13 protein-coding genes are annotated in these 17,587 nt (G+C 63.9%); 5 read left to right on the forward strand and 8 right to left on the reverse strand.

Annotation, left to right across the window (positions count from 1 at the left end; all coding sequences use genetic code 11):
- Nucleotides 1–5: 5 nt before the first annotated feature.
- Genes QM609_RS05100 through QM609_RS05110 form a run of 3 tightly spaced genes read left to right on the forward strand, consistent with a single transcriptional unit; the run spans nucleotide 6 to nucleotide 6,324 of the window.
- The gene (locus QM609_RS05100; protein WP_050657056.1) at nucleotides 6–1,703 is read left to right on the forward strand and encodes an AMP-binding protein; all 1,698 of its coding nucleotides are present in this window, start codon (nucleotides 6–8) and stop codon (nucleotides 1,701–1,703) included.
- The gene (locus QM609_RS05105; protein WP_076948836.1) at nucleotides 1,700–4,897 is read left to right on the forward strand and encodes a carboxyl transferase domain-containing protein; all 3,198 of its coding nucleotides are present in this window, start codon (nucleotides 1,700–1,702) and stop codon (nucleotides 4,895–4,897) included. The genes QM609_RS05100 and QM609_RS05105 overlap by 4 nt, the downstream gene beginning before the upstream one ends.
- 56 nt (nucleotides 4,898–4,953) lie before the next feature.
- The gene (locus tag QM609_RS05110) at nucleotides 4,954–6,324 is read left to right on the forward strand and encodes a sulfatase family protein (RefSeq protein WP_003944134.1); all 1,371 of its coding nucleotides are present in this window, start codon (nucleotides 4,954–4,956) and stop codon (nucleotides 6,322–6,324) included.
- Here the strand turns inward: QM609_RS05110 and cysC are convergent.
- From cysC to QM609_RS05150, 8 genes are all read right to left on the reverse strand, one after another.
- Nucleotides 6,321–8,201: an adenylyl-sulfate kinase gene (gene cysC, locus QM609_RS05115; protein ID WP_283337090.1), complete on the reverse strand. Its 1,881-nt coding sequence runs from the start codon at nucleotides 8,199–8,201 to the stop codon at nucleotides 6,321–6,323. The two genes, QM609_RS05110 and cysC, sit on opposite strands and share 4 nt — an antisense overlap.
- Nucleotides 8,201–9,115, reverse strand: a complete 915-nt coding sequence (gene cysD / locus QM609_RS05120; protein WP_042920624.1) for a sulfate adenylyltransferase subunit CysD — start codon at nucleotides 9,113–9,115, stop codon at nucleotides 8,201–8,203. Before cysD ends, cysC begins: the two co-directional genes overlap by 1 nt.
- A complete protein-coding gene (gene stf0 / locus QM609_RS05125) occupies nucleotides 9,112–9,921 on the reverse strand; it encodes a trehalose 2-sulfotransferase (protein WP_007735934.1) in 810 nt (269 codons plus the stop codon). Before stf0 ends, cysD begins: the two co-directional genes overlap by 4 nt.
- Nucleotides 9,922–10,043: 122 nt before the next feature.
- The gene (locus QM609_RS05130; protein WP_003944164.1) at nucleotides 10,044–10,985 is read right to left on the reverse strand and encodes a CopD family protein; all 942 of its coding nucleotides are present in this window, start codon (nucleotides 10,983–10,985) and stop codon (nucleotides 10,044–10,046) included.
- Nucleotides 10,986–10,989: 4 nt separating this feature from the next.
- On the reverse strand, nucleotides 10,990–11,508 hold the full coding sequence (locus QM609_RS05135; protein ID WP_003944137.1) for a copper resistance CopC family protein: 519 nt from the start codon (nucleotides 11,506–11,508) through the stop codon (nucleotides 10,990–10,992).
- On the reverse strand, nucleotides 11,508–12,176 hold the full coding sequence (locus QM609_RS05140) for a YcnI family copper-binding membrane protein (protein ID WP_050655955.1): 669 nt from the start codon (nucleotides 12,174–12,176) through the stop codon (nucleotides 11,508–11,510). Before QM609_RS05140 ends, QM609_RS05135 begins: the two co-directional genes overlap by 1 nt.
- Before the next feature lie 49 nt (nucleotides 12,177–12,225).
- A complete protein-coding gene (locus tag QM609_RS05145) occupies nucleotides 12,226–12,741 on the reverse strand; it encodes a hypothetical protein (RefSeq protein WP_003944165.1) in 516 nt (171 codons plus the stop codon).
- Nucleotides 12,742–12,755: 14 nt separating this feature from the next.
- Entirely contained in the window at nucleotides 12,756–13,409 is a 654-nt protein-coding gene (locus QM609_RS05150; protein ID WP_003944178.1) for a DUF6474 family protein, read from the reverse strand.
- A gap of 124 nt (nucleotides 13,410–13,533) precedes the next feature.
- Here QM609_RS05150 and QM609_RS05155 point away from each other — a divergent pair, with 124 nt between their 5' ends.
- Together QM609_RS05155 and QM609_RS05160 are read left to right on the forward strand one after the other, a co-directional pair.
- Nucleotides 13,534–15,090, forward strand: a complete 1,557-nt coding sequence (locus tag QM609_RS05155) for a TM0106 family RecB-like putative nuclease (protein WP_050655971.1) — start codon at nucleotides 13,534–13,536, stop codon at nucleotides 15,088–15,090.
- 703 nt (nucleotides 15,091–15,793) lie between these two features.
- Nucleotides 15,794–17,557, forward strand: a complete 1,764-nt coding sequence (locus QM609_RS05160) for a putative bifunctional diguanylate cyclase/phosphodiesterase (RefSeq protein ID WP_283337092.1) — start codon at nucleotides 15,794–15,796, stop codon at nucleotides 17,555–17,557.
- Nucleotides 17,558–17,587: the final 30 nt, after the last annotated feature.

The raw sequence follows: 17,587 nt of genomic DNA on the forward strand, positions 1-17,587 counted from the left end.
GATCGGTGGCAGAACAAGACGTGCTCGAAGCGGCTCTGGCGGAGATCTCTGCGCTGCAACAAGCGCATTGGCCCGCCGGCATTCCCCGCGCCGTCGAGTATCCGCTCGAAGGTGGGGGACTTGTCGATTACTTGCGGCATTGGGCGATCGAGCGGCCGGATACTCCTGCCATCGTCTTCTACGGCCGGGTCATCACGTATTCCGAATACGACGAGCTTTCGGATCGTTTTGCCGGATGGCTGCTGTCACTCGGAGTCGAACGCGGCGATCGCGTCGGCGTTCACCTGGTCAATTGCCCTCAGTTCCATATCGCGATGCTCGGCATTCTCAAGGTCGGTGCGGTTCACGTGCCGATCAATCCACTCTTCCGTGAACATGAATTGATTCACGAACTCAACGATGCCGGCGTCAAGGTCCTACTGACGCAGAACACCTTCTCGAAGTTGGTGAAGAAGGTTCGCTCACAGACTCCACTCGAACACGTCGCGAAGACTGCAGTGTCGGACATGCTGACGGCGATCCCGACCGTCGAACTGCCCTTCGAGGTCGACGATCCGCGCCTGAGCGACTGGCAGTCGATCATCACCAGTGAGCGGGCGACTCCTGTCGCCACCGAACTCGATTCCCTCGCCGCCCTGAACTACACGGGCGGAACGACGGGAATGCCCAAGGGCTGTGAGCACACTCAGCGCCACATGGTTTACACCGCGGCCACCGCGACGCTTGCGGGCGGTGACCAGGTGGGTGCCAATCCGCCGGTGTCCCTGGTGTTTCTGCCGATCTTCTGGATCGCAGGTGAGGACTTCGGCATCCTGGTTCCGCTCGTCAACGGCGGAACCGTGGTCCTGCTGAATCGTTGGGATGCGGAGACCACGCTCGACGCTGTCGAGGCTTACGGCGTGACCTCGCTGGTCGGAACTGTCGACAATTACGTCGAACTGATGGACACGCCAGGATTCGCGGAGCGAAATCTCTCGACACTCCAGAACGTCATGGCAGTTTCGTTCGTTCTCAAACTCGATCCGGCCACGCGCCAGCGGTGGCGCGAGGCTACAGGCGGCGTTCTGCGCGAAGCGAGCTACGGCATGACCGAAACCCACACCGCGGACACGATCACCCTCGGCTTCCAGGACGGCGACTACGACCTGAAAAGCGAGCCGGTGTTCTGCGGAATTCCGGTGCCCGGCACCGACGTTCTGATCGTCGATCACGACGGCAGGCCGGTTCCCGTCGGCGAGCACGGGCAGATCATCGTGCGCAGCCCATCCATCCTTTCCGCGTACTACCGCAACGAGGCGGCCACCGCCGACGCCATCCGTGACGGCTGGCTGCAGACCAGTGACGTCGGAAAGTTCAGTGAGCGTGGCGGTTTGCACTATTTGGCGCGGAACAAGGAAATGATCAAGACCAACGGCATGAGTGTCTTTCCCTCCGAGGTGGAAGCGCTGCTCATGCTGCACCCGGCGATCGAAAAGGCTGCGGTGGTGCCGAAACCGGACCCGGACAAGGGGCAGGTGGCTTTTGCGTTTGTCCAACTGGTCGAGGGTTCCGACACTGCGGCCGACGAGATCGTCTCGTGGGCGAAGGAGAACATGGCCACGTACAAGGTGCCCGAAGTGGAAGTGCTCGAGGCGCTTCCGATGACAGCGACAGGAAAGGTGCGCAAGGGCGATCTGTTCGAGCGCACTCAGGGGGACAAGTGAGACTGCTGATTGCGAACCGCGGCGAAATTGCGCTGCGGATCATTCGAACTGCCCGTGAACTCGGGATCGAGACGGTGTCGGTGTACGCCGAGGACGACGCGTCCAGTCCGCACGTCGCGGCGGCCACGGAGTCGGTGCCGCTCGGAGCGTCGGGCGCATCCGCGTACCTGGATCAGAGCGCACTGCTGAAGATCGCGGCCGAAACGGGCGCCACGCACGTGCACCCGGGCTACGGATTCCTCAGTGAGAATGCCGAATTCGCGCAGGCGTGCACAGAGGCGGGCATCGTCTTCGTCGGCCCGGACGCCCAGGTTCTCCGGACTTTCGGCGACAAGGCCAGCGCCCGCACCGCGGCTGTCGACTCAGGAGTGCCGGTCCTGCCGTCGACATCGGCGAACGCCGACCTCGACGAGGTGCGTGAATTCTTCGAGCGCAACTCCCGCGGCATCATGATCAAGGCGCTCAGCGGCGGCGGTGGCCGCGGCATGCGCGCGGTGCGTGACCCGAAAGCACTCGACGACGCGTACCGTGTGTGTGCGGCCGAAGCCCAGTCGGGATTCGGCAGTTCGGCACTGTTCGCCGAGGTACTCAGTGAGCACGCTCGGCACATCGAAGTGCAGATCGTGGCGGCACCGGGGCAAGGTGGAACCCACGCGCTCGCTCTGGGTGACCGCGATTGCAGCGTCCAACGTCGCCATCAGAAGTTGATCGAGGTTGCGCCCGCGCAGGGGCTGTCGGGGGCCCTGCGCGATCGTCTTCACGCTGCGGCGGCGAGGCTGTGCGCCGAGGTCGGCTACCGCGGCATCGCGACGGTCGAGTTCCTCGTCGAGGAACGCGGCTTCGTCTTCCTCGAGGTCAATCCCCGAATTCAGGTGGAGCACACGGTGACCGAGGAGGTCACCGGAGTCGACCTCGTCTCCGTGCAGCTCGCGATCGCGGACGGAGTTCCGTTCGAGAACTTGGACTTGCCAACAGGGATCATCGCTGTCGAGAAGGGCTCGGAGACAGTCGGATCCGTGGCAAACGCTTCGGGAATCGCGATCCAGACCCGCGTCAACATGGAAACCATGACGCCGGACGGCAATGCGTTGCCCTCGTCGGGCACGCTCGACAACTTCACTCCTCCGGGCGGGCCCGGCGTGCGAGTGGACACCTTCGGTACGGTCGGACTCTCGCCGAGTGCGCGTTACGATTCGCTCTTGGCAAAGGTGATCACCCACACGCGTCGATCGGATTTCCCTGCCGCGGTGCGCAAGTCGATTGCTGCTCTGAATGAGTTCACCATCGACGGCGTGGCGACCAACCTCGAATTCCTGCAGGCAATACTGTCGGACAAGGACTTCCGCGACGGCCTGGTCGACGTCGACTGGTTGGGTTCTCGATTGGCGGACCTCGTTCCCGAAGCGGACCCACAAACACCCTCCGCGAGTGTTGACATCGCGCCGGACGAGGACGTGGTCCGTGCACAGATGGCGGGAATCGTCGTCGAACTTGCCGCAGTCGGTGACGGCGTCCATGCGGGTGGCCAGGTTGCCGTCCTCGAGGCGATGAAGATGCAGCATGTTCTCTCGGCGCCCGGTGATCTCGAAGTGGTCCGGGTCCTGTCGTCACCGGGGAGGTCGGTGGGTGCGGGCGAACCGTTGCTCGTCGTCCGTAGTGCAAGCGCGGGATCGAAGCTCGCCGAGGTCGACGAGGTGGACCTCGACGACGTGCGTCCCGATCTCGCGGAGATCATCGCTCGCCACGAGGTGACCCTGGACCCGGCCCGGCCCGCAGCCGTGGCGAAGCGTCACAAGCTGGGACGCCGGACTGCTCGCGAGAACGTCTACGACCTGGTCGACGACGACAGCCTGGTCGAGTACGGCGCTCTCGCGTTGGCAGCGCAGCGGAGTCGGCGAAGCGAGGAAGACCTGATCGCCAACACTCCTGCCGACGGGTTGATCGGCGGAGTGGCGACCATCAGCGGCGGCGAGAGCGTCGTGATCTCGTACGACTACTCGGTGCTCGCCGGTACCCAGGGCATGCGCAATCACGCCAAGACCGACCGCCTGCTCGAGATCGCCGATCGCAAGCGAGTTCCGGTGGTGCTGTTCGCGGAAGGTGGCGGCGGTCGCCCCGGTGACACCGACGCCGGCGCCGGGGCGGGCCTCGAGCTGGGAACCTTCCGCGCCATGGCGGCGCTGAGCGGGCGGGTGCCCATGGTCGCCGTCGTGTCCGGGCGCTGTTTCGCAGGCAACGCGGCCCTGGCCGGCGCGTGCGACGTCCTGATCGCGACACCGGACGCCAACATCGGGATGGGTGGTCCTGCCATGGTCGAGGGCGGCGGGCTCGGAAACTTTCGCCCCGAGGACATCGGCCCCATCGACGTGCAGCGCCGCAACGGCGTCGTACACCTGGTCGCTGACGACGACGCTCATGCGGTGGCGCTGGCCAAGCAGTACCTCGGCTACTTCCAGGGTGCGAGCGGAGAGTGGACCGCTCCGGATCCGCGGCTCTCGCGGTATGTGGTGCCGGAGAATCGCCTGCGCTCGTACGACGTTCGTGGAGCGATCGACGCAATCGCGGACGTCGACAGCGTCCTGGAACTGCGTCGAGACTACGGACGCGGTGTAGTAACCGCACTCGTTCGTGTCGAAGGAGTTCCGTACGGTGTGCTGGCGAACAGCAGCGAGCATCTCGGCGGCGCGATCGACGCGGAAGCCTCGGACAAGGCTTCGGATTTCCTGGAACTGCTCGAAGCGCACCGCATCCCTCTGGTGACGCTTTGCGACACACCGGGATTCATGGTGGGCCCGGATTCGGAGGAGGAGGCGACGGTTCGAAGGTTCGGCAGGTTCTTCGTTGCCGGTGCTCGCCTCACCGTGCCGTTCGGAACGATCATCCTGCGCAAGGGTTACGGGTTGGGCGCCATGGCAATGGCCGGTGGTTCCTTCCACGCCCCCGAGTTCACGGTCGCGTGGCCGACGGGCGAGATCGGGCCGATGGGTCTGGAAGGTGCTGTGCGTCTCGGTTTCCGCAAGGAACTCGAGTCCGTCGAAGATCCGGTGGCTCGGGAAACGCTGTTCGGTCAGTTCGTGGAACTGGCCTACGCACAGGGCAAGGCGCTGATGGCGGCGACCACGTTCGAACTGGACGACGTCATCGATCCGGCCGATACCCGCGGATGGATCAGACAACTCTGCAGAAACAGTTGAGATCCTGCTGATTCGAGCTGTTGCCGCACGTGGGCGGGGCAACTAGCCTTGCCCACGTGTCGGCTGCGCGAGATAACGTCCTGATCATTCATTGGCACGACCTGGGGCGGCACCTCGCGAGTTACGGTGTCGCCGGGGTCAACAGCCCCCATCTCGACCGGCTGGCGGCAGAAGGCATCCGGTTCACCGACGCACACGCGACGGCGCCGCTGTGCTCGCCTTCGCGCGGATCGCTCTTCTCGGGCAGGTATCCACACAACAACGGTCTGATCGGGTTGGCGCACCACGGCTGGGAGTACCACGCTGAGGTGCAGACGCTCCCGCAGATCCTCTCCGACAACGGTTGGTACACCTCGCTCTTCGGCATGCAGCACGAGACTGCGTATCCGAAGCGACTGGGCTATCACGAGTACGACGTCACCAACTCGTTCTGCGACTACGTGGTTCCGCGTGCCCAGAACTGGCTACGACGCTTCCCGCCCGAGCCGTTCCTGCTCACCACGGGATTCTTCGAAACGCATCGCCCGTACCCCGCCGATCGCTATACCCCGGCGGACACCGCAGCCCTGGAGGTCCCCGGATACCTTCCGGACGTGCCACAGGTGCGCGAGGATCTGGCCGAATTCCACGGCAGCGTAGAGGTGGCCGACGCCGCGGTGGGGGAACTGCTCGCGACCCTCGAGGAAGAGGGGCTCGACGAGAACACCTGGGTCTTCTTCCTCACTGATCACGGCGCGGCGTTCCCGCGTGCCAAGTCGACGCTCTACGCCCCGGGTACCGGTATTGCCTTGATCGCTCGGCCTCCCGCGCGGTATCGCAGTGGCGGAAAGGAATACGAGACACTGTTCAGCGGTGTGGACCTTGTTCCGACCATTCTCGATCTGCTCGGAATCGACGTCCCCACCGAGGTGGAAGGGCGCTCGCACGCCGATGCCCTCGTCGACCGCGGAACCGAACCGTCCGAACCCGTTCGTACCTCCTTGTTCACGGAGAAGACCTTTCACGACAGCTTCGATCCCATTCGTGCGGTGCGCACCAAGGACTACAGCTACATCGAGAACTACGCCGTCCGCCCCGCTCTGGATCTACCGCTCGACATCGAGGACAGTCTTTCCGGAAAAGCGCTCGGCACCGAGCATCTTGCGGTACGCGCACCCCGGGAGCTGTACGACCTCCGTGCCGACCCGGACGAGAAGATCAATCTGATCGATCGACCGGAAGTCTCGGCAATACAGGCGGAATTGTCCTCGCAGCTTCACACGTGGCGCGCCGAAACCGACGATCGTCTCCCGGACGAGGCATTGGGAAGCGCGATGGCGGTGCACCGCATGGCGGCGTACCTCGAGAAGATCGGTGTCCGACCCAACGTGCGGTCCGCCTACAGTGCGGACCGCGGTTACCTCGAGTCGGACACCGAAAACCCCTAGGGCCTTGCGGCTTCGCGCTCTTCCAACAATGCGATGACCCGCTCGACCAGCTCGTTGATGTCAGCGCCGGTTGTGTCGAATGCCAGGTCCGGCTCCTCCGGCGTCTCGTAAGGCGCGTCGATTCCGGTGAGCCCCTTCAGTTCACCCGCCCGCGCACGAGCGTACAGGCCCTTGGGATCTCGACGTTCGCATTCTTCGACGGGAGTGGTGACGGCAACTTCGAGGAAAGTGAGCCCGGCAGCTTCGTTGAGAGCGCGCGCAATTGCTCGATCCGAACGCAGCGGCGAAACCATCGACGCGATCGCCACGACGCCGGCGTCGGCGAACAGTCGAGTGAGATGCCCGACGCGTCGGATGTTCTCGGCTCGGTCTCCCGGCGAGAACCCGAGATCGTCGGAGATACCGTGGCGGACGTTGTCACCGTCCAGCAGATACGCGGTGCGTCCCGCGTCGACGAGCGCACGTTCGACAGCCACAGCGACGGTGGATTTTCCGGAGGCAGGCAGGCCGGTCAACCAGATCGTCGCGCCCCTCTGGGTGGTAGACGCCCATCGCCGTTGACGTTCGAGTGAGGACGGATGCCACTTGATGTCGTTGCGGGTCTGCTCGCCGGGAACGACGACGCGTGGTTCGAGAATGGTGCCGGCGCCGACGGTGTCGTTGCTCTGCTCGTCGATCAGGATGAAGGCGCCAGAGTCCCGATTGTGGTCGTAGGTGTCGGCGACCACCACGGAACTGGTTCGGAGCGTGACCGTTCCGATGTCGTTGAGTCCCAATTCGACTGGGCTGTCCTGCTCGTCGAGCGTTTCAGGATCGAGACGGGTGTGCAGTTCTTGGACGGTCGCTCGCACGGTCCGGGACGTGTGTTTGAGCGCTATCCGATCGCCCGCGCGCAACGGTGTGTTGGACAACCAGCAGATGGTGGCTTCGAGTTCTCGGGCCAGAACCGGCAAATGAGCCTGCGCACCGCCACTGACCAGAACGTCGCCACGTCCGACGTCGATGTCGTCGGCCAGTTCCACCGAAACCGACAGTGGTGCAACGGCAGTACTGCGGTTGTCGTCGAGAGTGTCCAGACTGATCACGGTGCTCTTCGATCCGGACGGCAGGACCACTACCTCGTCTCCGACGCTCAGTGTGCCTGCCGAGATCCGGCCGGTGTACCGGCGACGATTCTGCGGATCGGGGCGCGAAAACCATTGCACGGGAAGCCGAAGCTCCTCGATGTGCGTCGCGGGCGCATGGAGTTCGACGCCTTCGAGGTACTCGAGGAGCGTCGGCCCCTCGTACCACGCGGTGTTCTCGGACCGCGTCACGACATTGTCGCCGGCTTTCGCGGAGACCGGTATGGCGAGTACGTCCTCGCGTCCGACTTGCCGTGCCAAGGCCCGCAATTCTTCCTGCACCTGAGCGAATCTCGCTTCGTCGAAGTCCACCAGATCGATCTTGTTCACCACGGCTACAAGGTTCGGAACACCGAGCAGTGCGGCGATTCTGGCGTGCCGACGGGTCTGACGCAGCACGCCGGTCCTCGCGTCGACCAGCAGGACCGCTACGTGAGCATTGGATGCTCCGGTGAACATGTTGCGCGTGTAGCGTTCGTGCCCCGGGGTGTCGGCGAGTACGTAACTTCTGGTCGGAGTGGAGAAGAATCGGTACGCGACGTCGATCGTGATGCCCTGTTCACGCTCGGCACGTAGTCCGTCGGAGAGTGCAGCCAGGTCGGCGACACCGTGCTCGTCGGTCACGGAATCGAGGTGATCGGTTGGCAGACTGTCGGTGTCATGCAACAGTCGGCCGATCAGCGTGCTCTTGCCGTCGTCGACGCTACCCGCCGTGGCCAGTCGCAGGAGTTGGCGAGTGATGGTGGTCGTCATCAGAAGTAGCCCTCACGCTTTCGGTCTTCCATCGCGGCGACCGACGTTCGGTCGTCTGCGCGAGTCTCGCCTCGTTCGGAAACCGTCGCGGCCGAGATTTCGGTGACGACGTCGTCGATAGTGGTGGCGTGCGATCGAACGGCGCCGGTGATGGTCAGATCGCCGACGGTTCGATATCGCACCCACTCGGTCGTTGCCGCGGCGTTCTCGGCGTCGGTGCTGAATTCGGAAGCAGCGAGGAGCATTCCGTCGCGCTCGAATACCCTCCGCTGGTGCGCGAAATAGATGGACGGCAGTTCCAGTTCCTCCTGGGCTATGTAGCGCCAGATGTCGAGCTCGGTCCAGTTGCTCAGCGGGAAGACACGAACGGACTCGCCGCGTCTGATCCGACCGTTGTAGAGCGACCACGGTTCGGCCCGTTGCGCTCGCGGGTCCCACTGGCCGAACTCGTCACGGAAGCTGAGGACTCTTTCCTTGGCGCGCGCACGTTCCTCGTCCCGGCGGGCGCCACCGAACGCGGCGTCGAACCTTCCAGCTTCGAGAGCGTCGAGCAGGGTTCTGGTCTGCAGGCGGTTTCGCGATCCGCCGGTCTCGGTCGACTCCTGCACTCTGCCCTGGTCGATCGAATCCTGAACGGAAGCAACCAGAAGTGTGTGCCCGCCCTCCTTGATTCGACGGTCGCGAAATTCGATGACCTCCTCGAAATTGTGACCGGTGTCGACGTGCAAGACCGGGAAAGGGAGTGGGGAGGGCCGGAACGCCTTCTCGGCCAGACGAAGCAGGACTATCGAGTCCTTGCCGGCCGAGAAGAGCAGTACCGGTCTCTCGAGTTCTGCCACCACTTCTCGAATGATGTGAACCGCTTCGGATTCGAGAACTCGGAGTTCGTCGACGACATCGGTGACGGTGCTCATGTGACGGGATATCCGTTCTGTTCGGCGTCGATGCGATAACGCTGCACCCATTCGCGGGATCGTCCGTCGCTCTGACGACGCAGCGGCGGTGGCGGGGCCAGTTGTCCGTCGAGGCCGAGGGAGATGAGGGTTTTTGCGACCACGGACTGCGGGTCTTCGGTGAGATCGCGGAACCCGACTTCGATGGGAGAGATGTCCTCTTCCTCGAACCAGCGCTTCCATTGGCGTTCCTGCTCACCGAGAATCGTCACCAGGTGCGCGATTCCGACTGCGTTGTACTGCGCACCGTCCGAGAGATTCGGTGGAGTCGCGTCGTCGCGCCAAACCTGTGTCTGCACGGCGCGCCACATCGACACAGCTTGAGCGACGACATCTTCTCGATAGACGTGGATGAACTGCAGGTCGTGATCGAGGGTGTCGTGGAGTGCGGAACGTAGGTCCGTCCCACTGCGCCAGGGCAATCCGGCCGCGCGATCGAGTAGGAGCGGCGTCTGGTTCCACATCAGCTTGCCACCCCAGACTCCGTTGGGGGTTCGGCCGAGTTCGAGAAGTTGTGTGCGCCACTGTTCGGAGGTGCGAGTGTCCGGCGTGCCCGGGTGGAACGGGGCGAGCAGACCCAGGACGGACTCGTCCGTGACGTCTTCGAACCACTGCCTCGGTTGCGGCGATCGCGAGGTCTCGGGGAGGTACTGGAAGAACTCTTCCGGCTCACCCGCGACCCCGGTTGCTCGCAGGGATTCGACCAGCAAAGTACTGCCGCTGCGCTGCGAAGCGCAGACGAGAAACGAGCGTTGGGCCTCCGTCATGCGAGCAACGCTAAGGGGGGCCGGAAACCGCCGCAAGCTGGGAAAATAAACTCACGTAGAGGTTAAATCTCGACGTGAAACGTTAAATGTGCGGGTCACGAAATGTCGCGCTGAGGCACGTCTTACGCAGTTGTCGCAAGGGCCGCGGCAAGCCCGAATGCGATGGCCATGAAGACAACTTCACCGATGGCGCGACGCAGAGATCCGTCCGAACTCATGCGGTGTGCAGCGCTCGCGACCACCCATGTCCGGCGCCACCACCATCCCAGGGCGACGAGCAGTCCGATCGCCACGATCTTGGCGAGGATCACCCGACCGTATGCGGTGTCGTAGAAGGCGGAGAGTGAGTCGAGTCGCACGACGGCGTTGACGATACCGGTGACGACCAGCGCGAGGACGCATCGCCAGGCGAGAGCGGAGTACTTGGGCAACCAGATCGCCCAGGCACCGCGCGACGGTACGGCAAGCGCGAGTGCGGCGAGCACGCCGAACCACAAGGCCGCAGCGAGGACGTGAACGGCGTCGAGGATCGATCCGAAGCTCTGCTGCGCCATGTGCCCGGTGATCGGGCGGGCAGCGAGCGCCAACGCGGAGACGACCAATGCCGGTGCGACGGGCACCGTCTCGGGATTGGTGAATCCGTAGATGCCGTAACAGACGACGGCAAACGCGCACGCGATGATCGCGACGCCGACGCGGCCGACGTTGACCTCGGAGACGAATGCGCCGAAGTGCCCGATGGTCAGCGAGGTGACCGGGGCGCCGTCGGCCGCTGCGGCATTGAGCACGAGGAGCGTGATCTCGGCGACGAGCCACACTGCTGCCACCGCGGTGAGCTGAGTCCACATGACGGCGGGGGTTGTTGCCGGGCGGCGTTCACTGCGGCCCATCCAGGCGAGCGTCGCGATGCCGAGGGTCAACGAACCACATCCGATCGCGAGAACGCGGACCGTGCTCGACGATTCGGGTCCCGACGGGCTGGCGAGGCCCCAGGCGATCAGGACTCCCAGCAGAGCTGTGGGTACGGCAAACAGCAACCACCACCTGTTTGCCGTACCCGTCACGCGATCAGCTCGACTTCGGCTTACGGAGCACGAAGAACAGCGCACCGCCGAACACGACGACGCCGGCGACGATGAAGATCCACACCGGCATGCTGCCGGACTCCGACTCACCCGTACTCGACGCGGCGGCAGCGCCGGGAGTGCCCGACCCCGCCTCGGTGAGGGTGAACGTCAGGGTTCCGTTGACGGGGTGACCGTCAGCGGAGGTGACGCGGTACGCGATGGTGTAGACGCCGGTCGGCCCGAGATCGCCGAGGTCTGCACTGACAGTGGGTCCTTCGACGGACGGATCGCTCTTGGTCCAGAGGTTGCCGTCGGGACCGGTGACGGTCAGCGCCGCGAACTGCGCCTGCAGAGCCTCGTTGAACGTGACCGAAACCGTGTCAGGCGCAACCTGAATGGACGCACCGTTTTCCGGGTTGGAGCCGACCACCGCGGAGTGTGCACTGGCCGTGCCCATTCCGAGCATCGTGGCCAGCATCGCGAGCATGCCGACGGCGATGACCTTGATCCGGGTACTCATCAGCGCTTGCTCCTGACCAGTGCGCCGAGGCCGAGTGCAGCGCCCAACGCGCCGAGCACCAGGCCGACTCCGCCGAGCCAGCGCGCGGTGTTGTCCGAGTCAGAGGCTTCGGATGCGGCGGACGTCTCGGCAGTGTTATCGGCAGAGGGGGCTCCGTGGGCATCGCCGGTGGACGCGGCGAGAGTCAGCGTCGGGGCGGGCTTGTCCGGCTCGCTGCCGTCGGCAAGCTCTTCCTGATCCCAGTTGACGACGTTGCCGTCGCTGTACGTCTGGACGGCCTTGAACTCGACCTCGTCCTGCTCCGGCAGCGGGCCGGCAGAAAGGACGAACTGCTGGAACTGGCCGGGGGCGATTCCGACGCCGGGGTCGGCGGTCCACGTCACGGACTTGGCGACCAACGAGGTGGGGTCCTTCTCCACGACGGCGGTCCAGCCGGGCATCGGTTCGGTGCGTGCCGACTTGAGGTCGGGGAGCGCCACCGTCAGCTTGGTGGTCGAAGCGGTGTCGGATTCGGTGGGCACGCGGAACGTGAGAACGGAGTATCCGCCCTGCGCAGCTCCTGGTGCGACGACGCTGACGTGTGCTGAAGCAATTCCGGCGGCCAGCAGCACGGCGCTGCCGGTAGCGACGGTCGTGACAACCGCGCGCGAAATCAGGGTGTTCTTCATGTCGGGAAGTGTCCTCTTGGTCTGGTGAAGGGGGGCATTCTACGAATCTTCAGACCAGGGCAGGAGGACCGCGCCGCGAGATGCTGGCGCGAAGTAGAGCGTCGACAGGTCCGTGATGGATTCCGGTCGAGACGGTGTGGCCGCGGGAAGTGACAGCGGCGGGAGCCAGAGACGCCAGGACGACGTGGAGAGCGTGGGTGACAACGCGGTAGAGGCGCTCGGCGGCCAGGACCGCCACCGCACAAGCGACGGTGGCACCGGCGTGAGCACCGAGCATCACCAACCCCGGAGCGGGCGAATGAGCGTGCTCGGAGAGCGTCATGGTGGTGTGCGCGGCCAACTGACCCAGACCCAGAGCAACGATCAAGGCAGCGGGCCCCCGTGAGAGGGCGGGAAGGGTGGCCGTCACGGCGCCGACGGTTGCGCAGACGGCGAGCAACAGGGTCAGCGACGACGACTGTGGCAGCTCGCCTCCGCCGATCCCGTGCGCGGCGACAGCGAGAGCAGCCGAAGCGGAACCGACAGCTGTCCCCCGGAGGGTCGCGGTCTGCTCGGCTGCTCTCACTGGCGTTCTCAGGTCTAGCGCACGCCGAGACGTGCGAGCAGATCTGCTTCGACGCCGTCGAGTTCGGAAGAAATCGCCTGGTGAGCTGCTTTACGGCGAGCCTGCGGCATCTGCTCGGCAGCGCGAACTGCCGTGCTGAGGTCGCCGAGGCGCTCACGGATGGCGGCGGCGAAACGCTGCGTCTCCGCGTCGTCGGGCTTGCGGCTGAGGATCTCGGTGACCGAGCTCTCGGCGCCGGCGATACGAGCGCTCAACTTCGCGCCGTGACCGGTGTAGTCACCGAGCTGGTCGACGGCGATGCCCATCTTCTGTGCACGCGTGGTGTCGAGCTGGGCGCGCACCGCCGTGGCTGCGCGGTAAGCGATCGGCAGGAGAACGGGGGCAAGCAGACGTGCCACTCCCAGGTACTTACGCACCTTGGCGACGGTCAGGCCCTGATTCGCAGCGGCCTTCTCCTGCGCCTTCAGTGTCGCGATCTGCGCCTTTTCGATCTTGTGCTGTGACTCGATCTCGGCTTTCTCCAGCTTCTTGAGCGACTTGGTCTCGACCTTGTCGCGCTTACGCTGGCTCTTGGCGTTGAGCTTCGCCTCGACCTCAGCCTTGTGCTTGAGAGCCTTTGCCTCCGCCTTGCGGGTGGCACGAGACTTTCGCTTCTTGAACAACCCCATCGAAAAGGACCCCGTTTCCAGGTGTTTGTGTGTTGCCAGGTACCTGCGCTTCGGCTTCAGCCTAGGGGAGCACATAATCTTCGTCATCGTGTGTTCCGTTAACAACCCCGCGCCCCAGCTCCCGATCATCGATTCGGGGGCGTTGACCCGATGCCGTCATCGGGTGCGTCTGGACGGGTTGTTTCCCGGGAAATCGGCTTCGGAACCCGTCGACACCGGCGTCAAGCAGCGCCAGGACGCCGCGATCGCGAAGCGCGCGGAGATCGCCGAACTCGTGATCGGCGCTGCTCCCGAGCGTTGGGTGAAGATCAACCCCGATCAATCGGCGTCGGCTCAGGCTCGCGACACCTTGGCTGCCTGTGAGGCCGGCGCGGACCGGATCTGGGGCGCGGTCTTGCCGGTCGAGCGCGACACCGGACGCAAGGGTCGCTGCGAAATACTCATCCGTGACGACGAGGGCGGCGGGTACATCCCCGTCATTGTCGTCAATCACAAGGTGACCGATCCCGGCCAGGGCGCGATCACCTCGGGGCTCTTCGAATGGGAGCCCGCGGTCGATCCCAAACGCAAGGTCCGCAGTCAGGTCCGCGATCAGATGCGCGTCGCGCAGGTCTATCGGATGCTCGAGCGTCGTGGGCTGGCGAGCCCGTCGCTCACGGCCGGGGCGATCGGATACAACGGAGACTGCATCCTCGTTCACGACCTCAGTGCCGTTCTCGACGATTACGACGAGCGTTTCGCCGACCGTATCGCTGTGGCCCGCGGTGAGGTGCTGACGTCTCCGTCACAGGTGAGCGAGTGCAAGTCGTGCCCGTGGTGGACCGAATGCAAGCAGGAATTGGTTCGCAACCGCGACGTCAGCCTCGTCGCTGTCGGATCGCGGGCCGAGCTTCTGCGCGACGTCGGCTGCAACACGATCGATCAGCTGGCCGCCTGGGACGGCGAGCCGCTCGAGGATTGGCCGCACGGAAATTTCGACGACGCAGTAGTGATCGCCAAGGCGTGGTTGGCAGATGCTCCGTTGGTGCGGCGGTTCGAGAAGATCTCGGTGACTCGGGCGGACATCGAGATCGACGTCGACATGGAGAGCTATCAGGAGCACGGCGCCTACCTGTGGGGGACGTTGCTCAATGTCGGTGGCTTCTCGATGTATCGAGGATTTGCGACGTGGGATCCGTTGCCGACGCGTGACGAGGCGCGGTCGTTCGCAGAGTTCTGGGGCTGGCTGATGGCGGAGCGTGCCGCGGCCGCTGCTTCGGGTAAAACCTTTGCCGCATACTGTTATTCGCGTTCAGCCGAGGACAAGTGGTTGTTGGACTCGGCGCGCAGGTTTGCCGGTGAACCCGGGATTCCGAGTAAGGACGAGATCCGCGAGTTCATCGACAGTCCGCAGTGGGTCGACATTTATCAAGCAGTGAGTGATCAGTTCATCTGCCCGAACGGCAAGGGGCTCAAGAAGATTGCGCCCGTCGCCGGCTTCAACTGGCGTGACGCCGAGGCCGGGGGTGAAGCGTCGATGGCGTGGTACCGCGAGGCGGTCGGCTACGACGGTGAGCCGGACGAGACGCAGCGGACACGCATCCTGCAGTACAACGAGGACGACGTCATTGCCACCAAGGTCCTCCGTGAGTGGATGACGGACCGCGCGGAGAAGGAAATTCCGCTGGCTTCCGAGTTGTAGCGCTGATCCGTTCTGTCGCGATTGTCTGAAACATCCTATTTAACAGTATGTTTCAACTCGTAGTTTCTCGTCATCGTGTGTCCGGAACCCGCATCCGCGCTACCTTCATCTGGTCGGCTCCACGATGGAGGGTGTTGCATGCTGAGCAGGCTGACTTCGAGTGCGAGCGACGCCGAACTGTCTGACGTCGAGCGGCGCGACCTCTTCGCACGCCAGATACTGCAGGTGACGACGGTCGCGCCGCTGGCCAACATGGTCAATGTACTCAGCGTGTGCGCTTTGCTTGTGTATGTCGTACCCCCCGGTCACAACGAGTTTCGGGTGATCTGGGGTTCTGCGGCCTTCTTGGTCGTCCTCAATTCGGTGCGCGTCTGGATACCGCGAGTCGTCCTGAAGGGCCGGTACACGCCCAAACATACGACGAAGTACGACTACTGGGCGCTCATGCTCGAGGTGATCCTGCTCGGGCTTCTGCTTGTCGTTCTCGCCGCCGCGATGCTTCCCGTGACGGACAACTCGCGAAAGCTTGTGCTTCTAGCGACATTCGCCGGAGTCATGGGCGCCGGCGCCGTAGCATTGTCGACGGTTCGGTCGATAGCGGTAGCGTGGATTCTGGTGCACAGCATCGGATTGCTCGTCGTTATCTCTGCCCAAGAGAACCACGGAATACGCTGTCCTCTCGTTCCAGTTGGTCGTGTACTCGGTGACACTGATTATCGGCGTCGTGTACCTCTGGGCGTCGTTCCGAAGTCGTTGTCTTGCCGAGTTCGAGGCTGCTGCCGAGCGCCAGACGGTCAGTTTGCTTCTCGACGATTTCGAGGGTGGGTCACGCGACTGGCTGTGGGAAGTCGACACCACCGGGACGTTGTCGCACACCTCCGCTCGGCTGTCGCAGATCTCGGGAGTTCCCGTCTCCGACCTGCGAACCCTGTCGCTGCGCGGATTGTTGGATCGGCTCGACGTGGGTTCGACGAAGAGTGGCCGAGCCGCGGTCCAGGTCATCGGAGATCACCTCGACCGCCTCATGCCGTTTCGAGAGGTCGTCATTCCCGTTCGTGTCGACGGCGTCGACCGATGGTGGTCTCTGTCGGGTCATCCCAGGCTATCCGAGGCCACGGAGTTCGTGGGTTGGCGAGGCGTGGGCTCGGACATCACCGAGAAGTACAACTACGAGCGGCGAATTCTGTGGCTTGCTGCAACCGACGGACTGACCGGGCTCCCGAATCGCCGGACGTTCGGCTCGGAGCTGTCCGACGCGCTCGGCACCGTCCGAACCGGCGAGGAAGTCCTTGTCGGAATCCTCGACCTGGACAATTTCAAGTCGGTGAACGACACGTTAGGGCACCCTGTCGGTGACAAATTGTTGATTTCCGTTGCTGCACGGCTCAATCGGGTGGTCGACGGCGCCATGTGCGCGCGAATCGGTGGTGACGAATTCGGCGTCGTCTTGCGGGGAACAGGGGACGGCGGAGAGGTGTTCGCTCGCTATCTGGATGCATTGCGTGAGCCGTTTTACGTGCGGGGGAATCGCATCGAGGTTCGTGCATCGATCGGCTATGCCGGCGCACCCGCAGATTCCGAAGACGCGGACACGCTTGTCATGTCCGCCGACCTGGCGCTGTATGCGGCAAAATCCGCCGGCAAGAACCGGGTAGGAAGATACTCACCGGTGCTGCGGGCGCGGGCCAGGGAGCGAGCATCGGCCCTGCAAGAACTTGGGCTTGCGATCGAGTCTCGGCAGTTCGAGTTGTACTACCAACCGCAGGTTCGTGCGGACACCGGCCGCGTCGAGGGTTTCGAGGCACTGCTTCGCTGGAATCACCCGGTGCGGGGCGTGCTTGCACCGCACATTTTCATCGATGTCGCGGAGGAGACCGGCTTGATAGTCCCTCTGGGGCTTCAGGTACTGAACATGGCGTGCGCCGAAGCCGCGACGTGGCCCGACGACACTTACGTGACGGTGAACGTCTCTCCGGTGCAACTGATGTCGTCCGGGTTCGGATCGGCCGTGAACGATGCGCTGGAGGCAAGCGGTCTGTCCGGCAAACGGCTTCAGCTGGAAATCACAGAGACGGGAGCAGTGGAGGAGCTTGCCGTCGCCGAGTTGGATCGCCTGCGTGCCACCGGAATTGCGATTGCCCTGGACGACTTCGGAACCGGCTATTCGTCTTTCGAGAGTTTGAAGAAACTGCCGTTGGACATCCTCAAGATCGACCGGTCGTTCATCACCGAACTGAGCGAGGGTGATTCGGCAGTTGTCACTTCGGTGGTCGAGGTGGCGAAGGCGCTCGGTATGCAGTCATTGGCGGAAGGCGTGGAGACGGCCGACCAGCTGAGGCTCTTGCTTACCGCCGGTTGCGAATTGGTTCAGGGTTACTACATCAGCCGACCGATGCCGGCGAAGGAAGTGGCCGAGTACCTCAGCGCAACTGCCCACTCCAACGGTGGGTATTTTCATTCGTTCTGACAACTGTGCGCCTTTATTAACCGTGGGCGG

It is taken from the genome of Rhodococcus sp. IEGM 1302 (assembly GCF_030056935.1).
GTDB lineage: Bacteria > Actinomycetota > Actinomycetes > Mycobacteriales > Mycobacteriaceae > Rhodococcus_F > Rhodococcus_F qingshengii.

Coding starts and splice junctions, on each gene's coding strand:
- cysC (WP_283337090.1), bottom strand. CDS start 8,201: ATGACGACCACCATCACTCGCCAACTCCTGCGACTGGCCACGGCGGGT.
- cysD (WP_042920624.1), bottom strand. CDS start 9,115: ATGAGCACCGTCACCGATGTCGTCGACGAACTCCGAGTTCTCGAATCC.
- stf0 (WP_007735934.1), bottom strand. CDS start 9,921: ATGACGGAGGCCCAACGCTCGTTTCTCGTCTGCGCTTCGCAGCGCAGC.
- QM609_RS05135 (WP_003944137.1), bottom strand. CDS start 11,508: ATGAGTACCCGGATCAAGGTCATCGCCGTCGGCATGCTCGCGATGCTG.
- QM609_RS05140 (WP_050655955.1), bottom strand. CDS start 12,176: ATGAAGAACACCCTGATTTCGCGCGCGGTTGTCACGACCGTCGCTACC.
- QM609_RS05150 (WP_003944178.1), bottom strand. CDS start 13,409: ATGGGGTTGTTCAAGAAGCGAAAGTCTCGTGCCACCCGCAAGGCGGAG.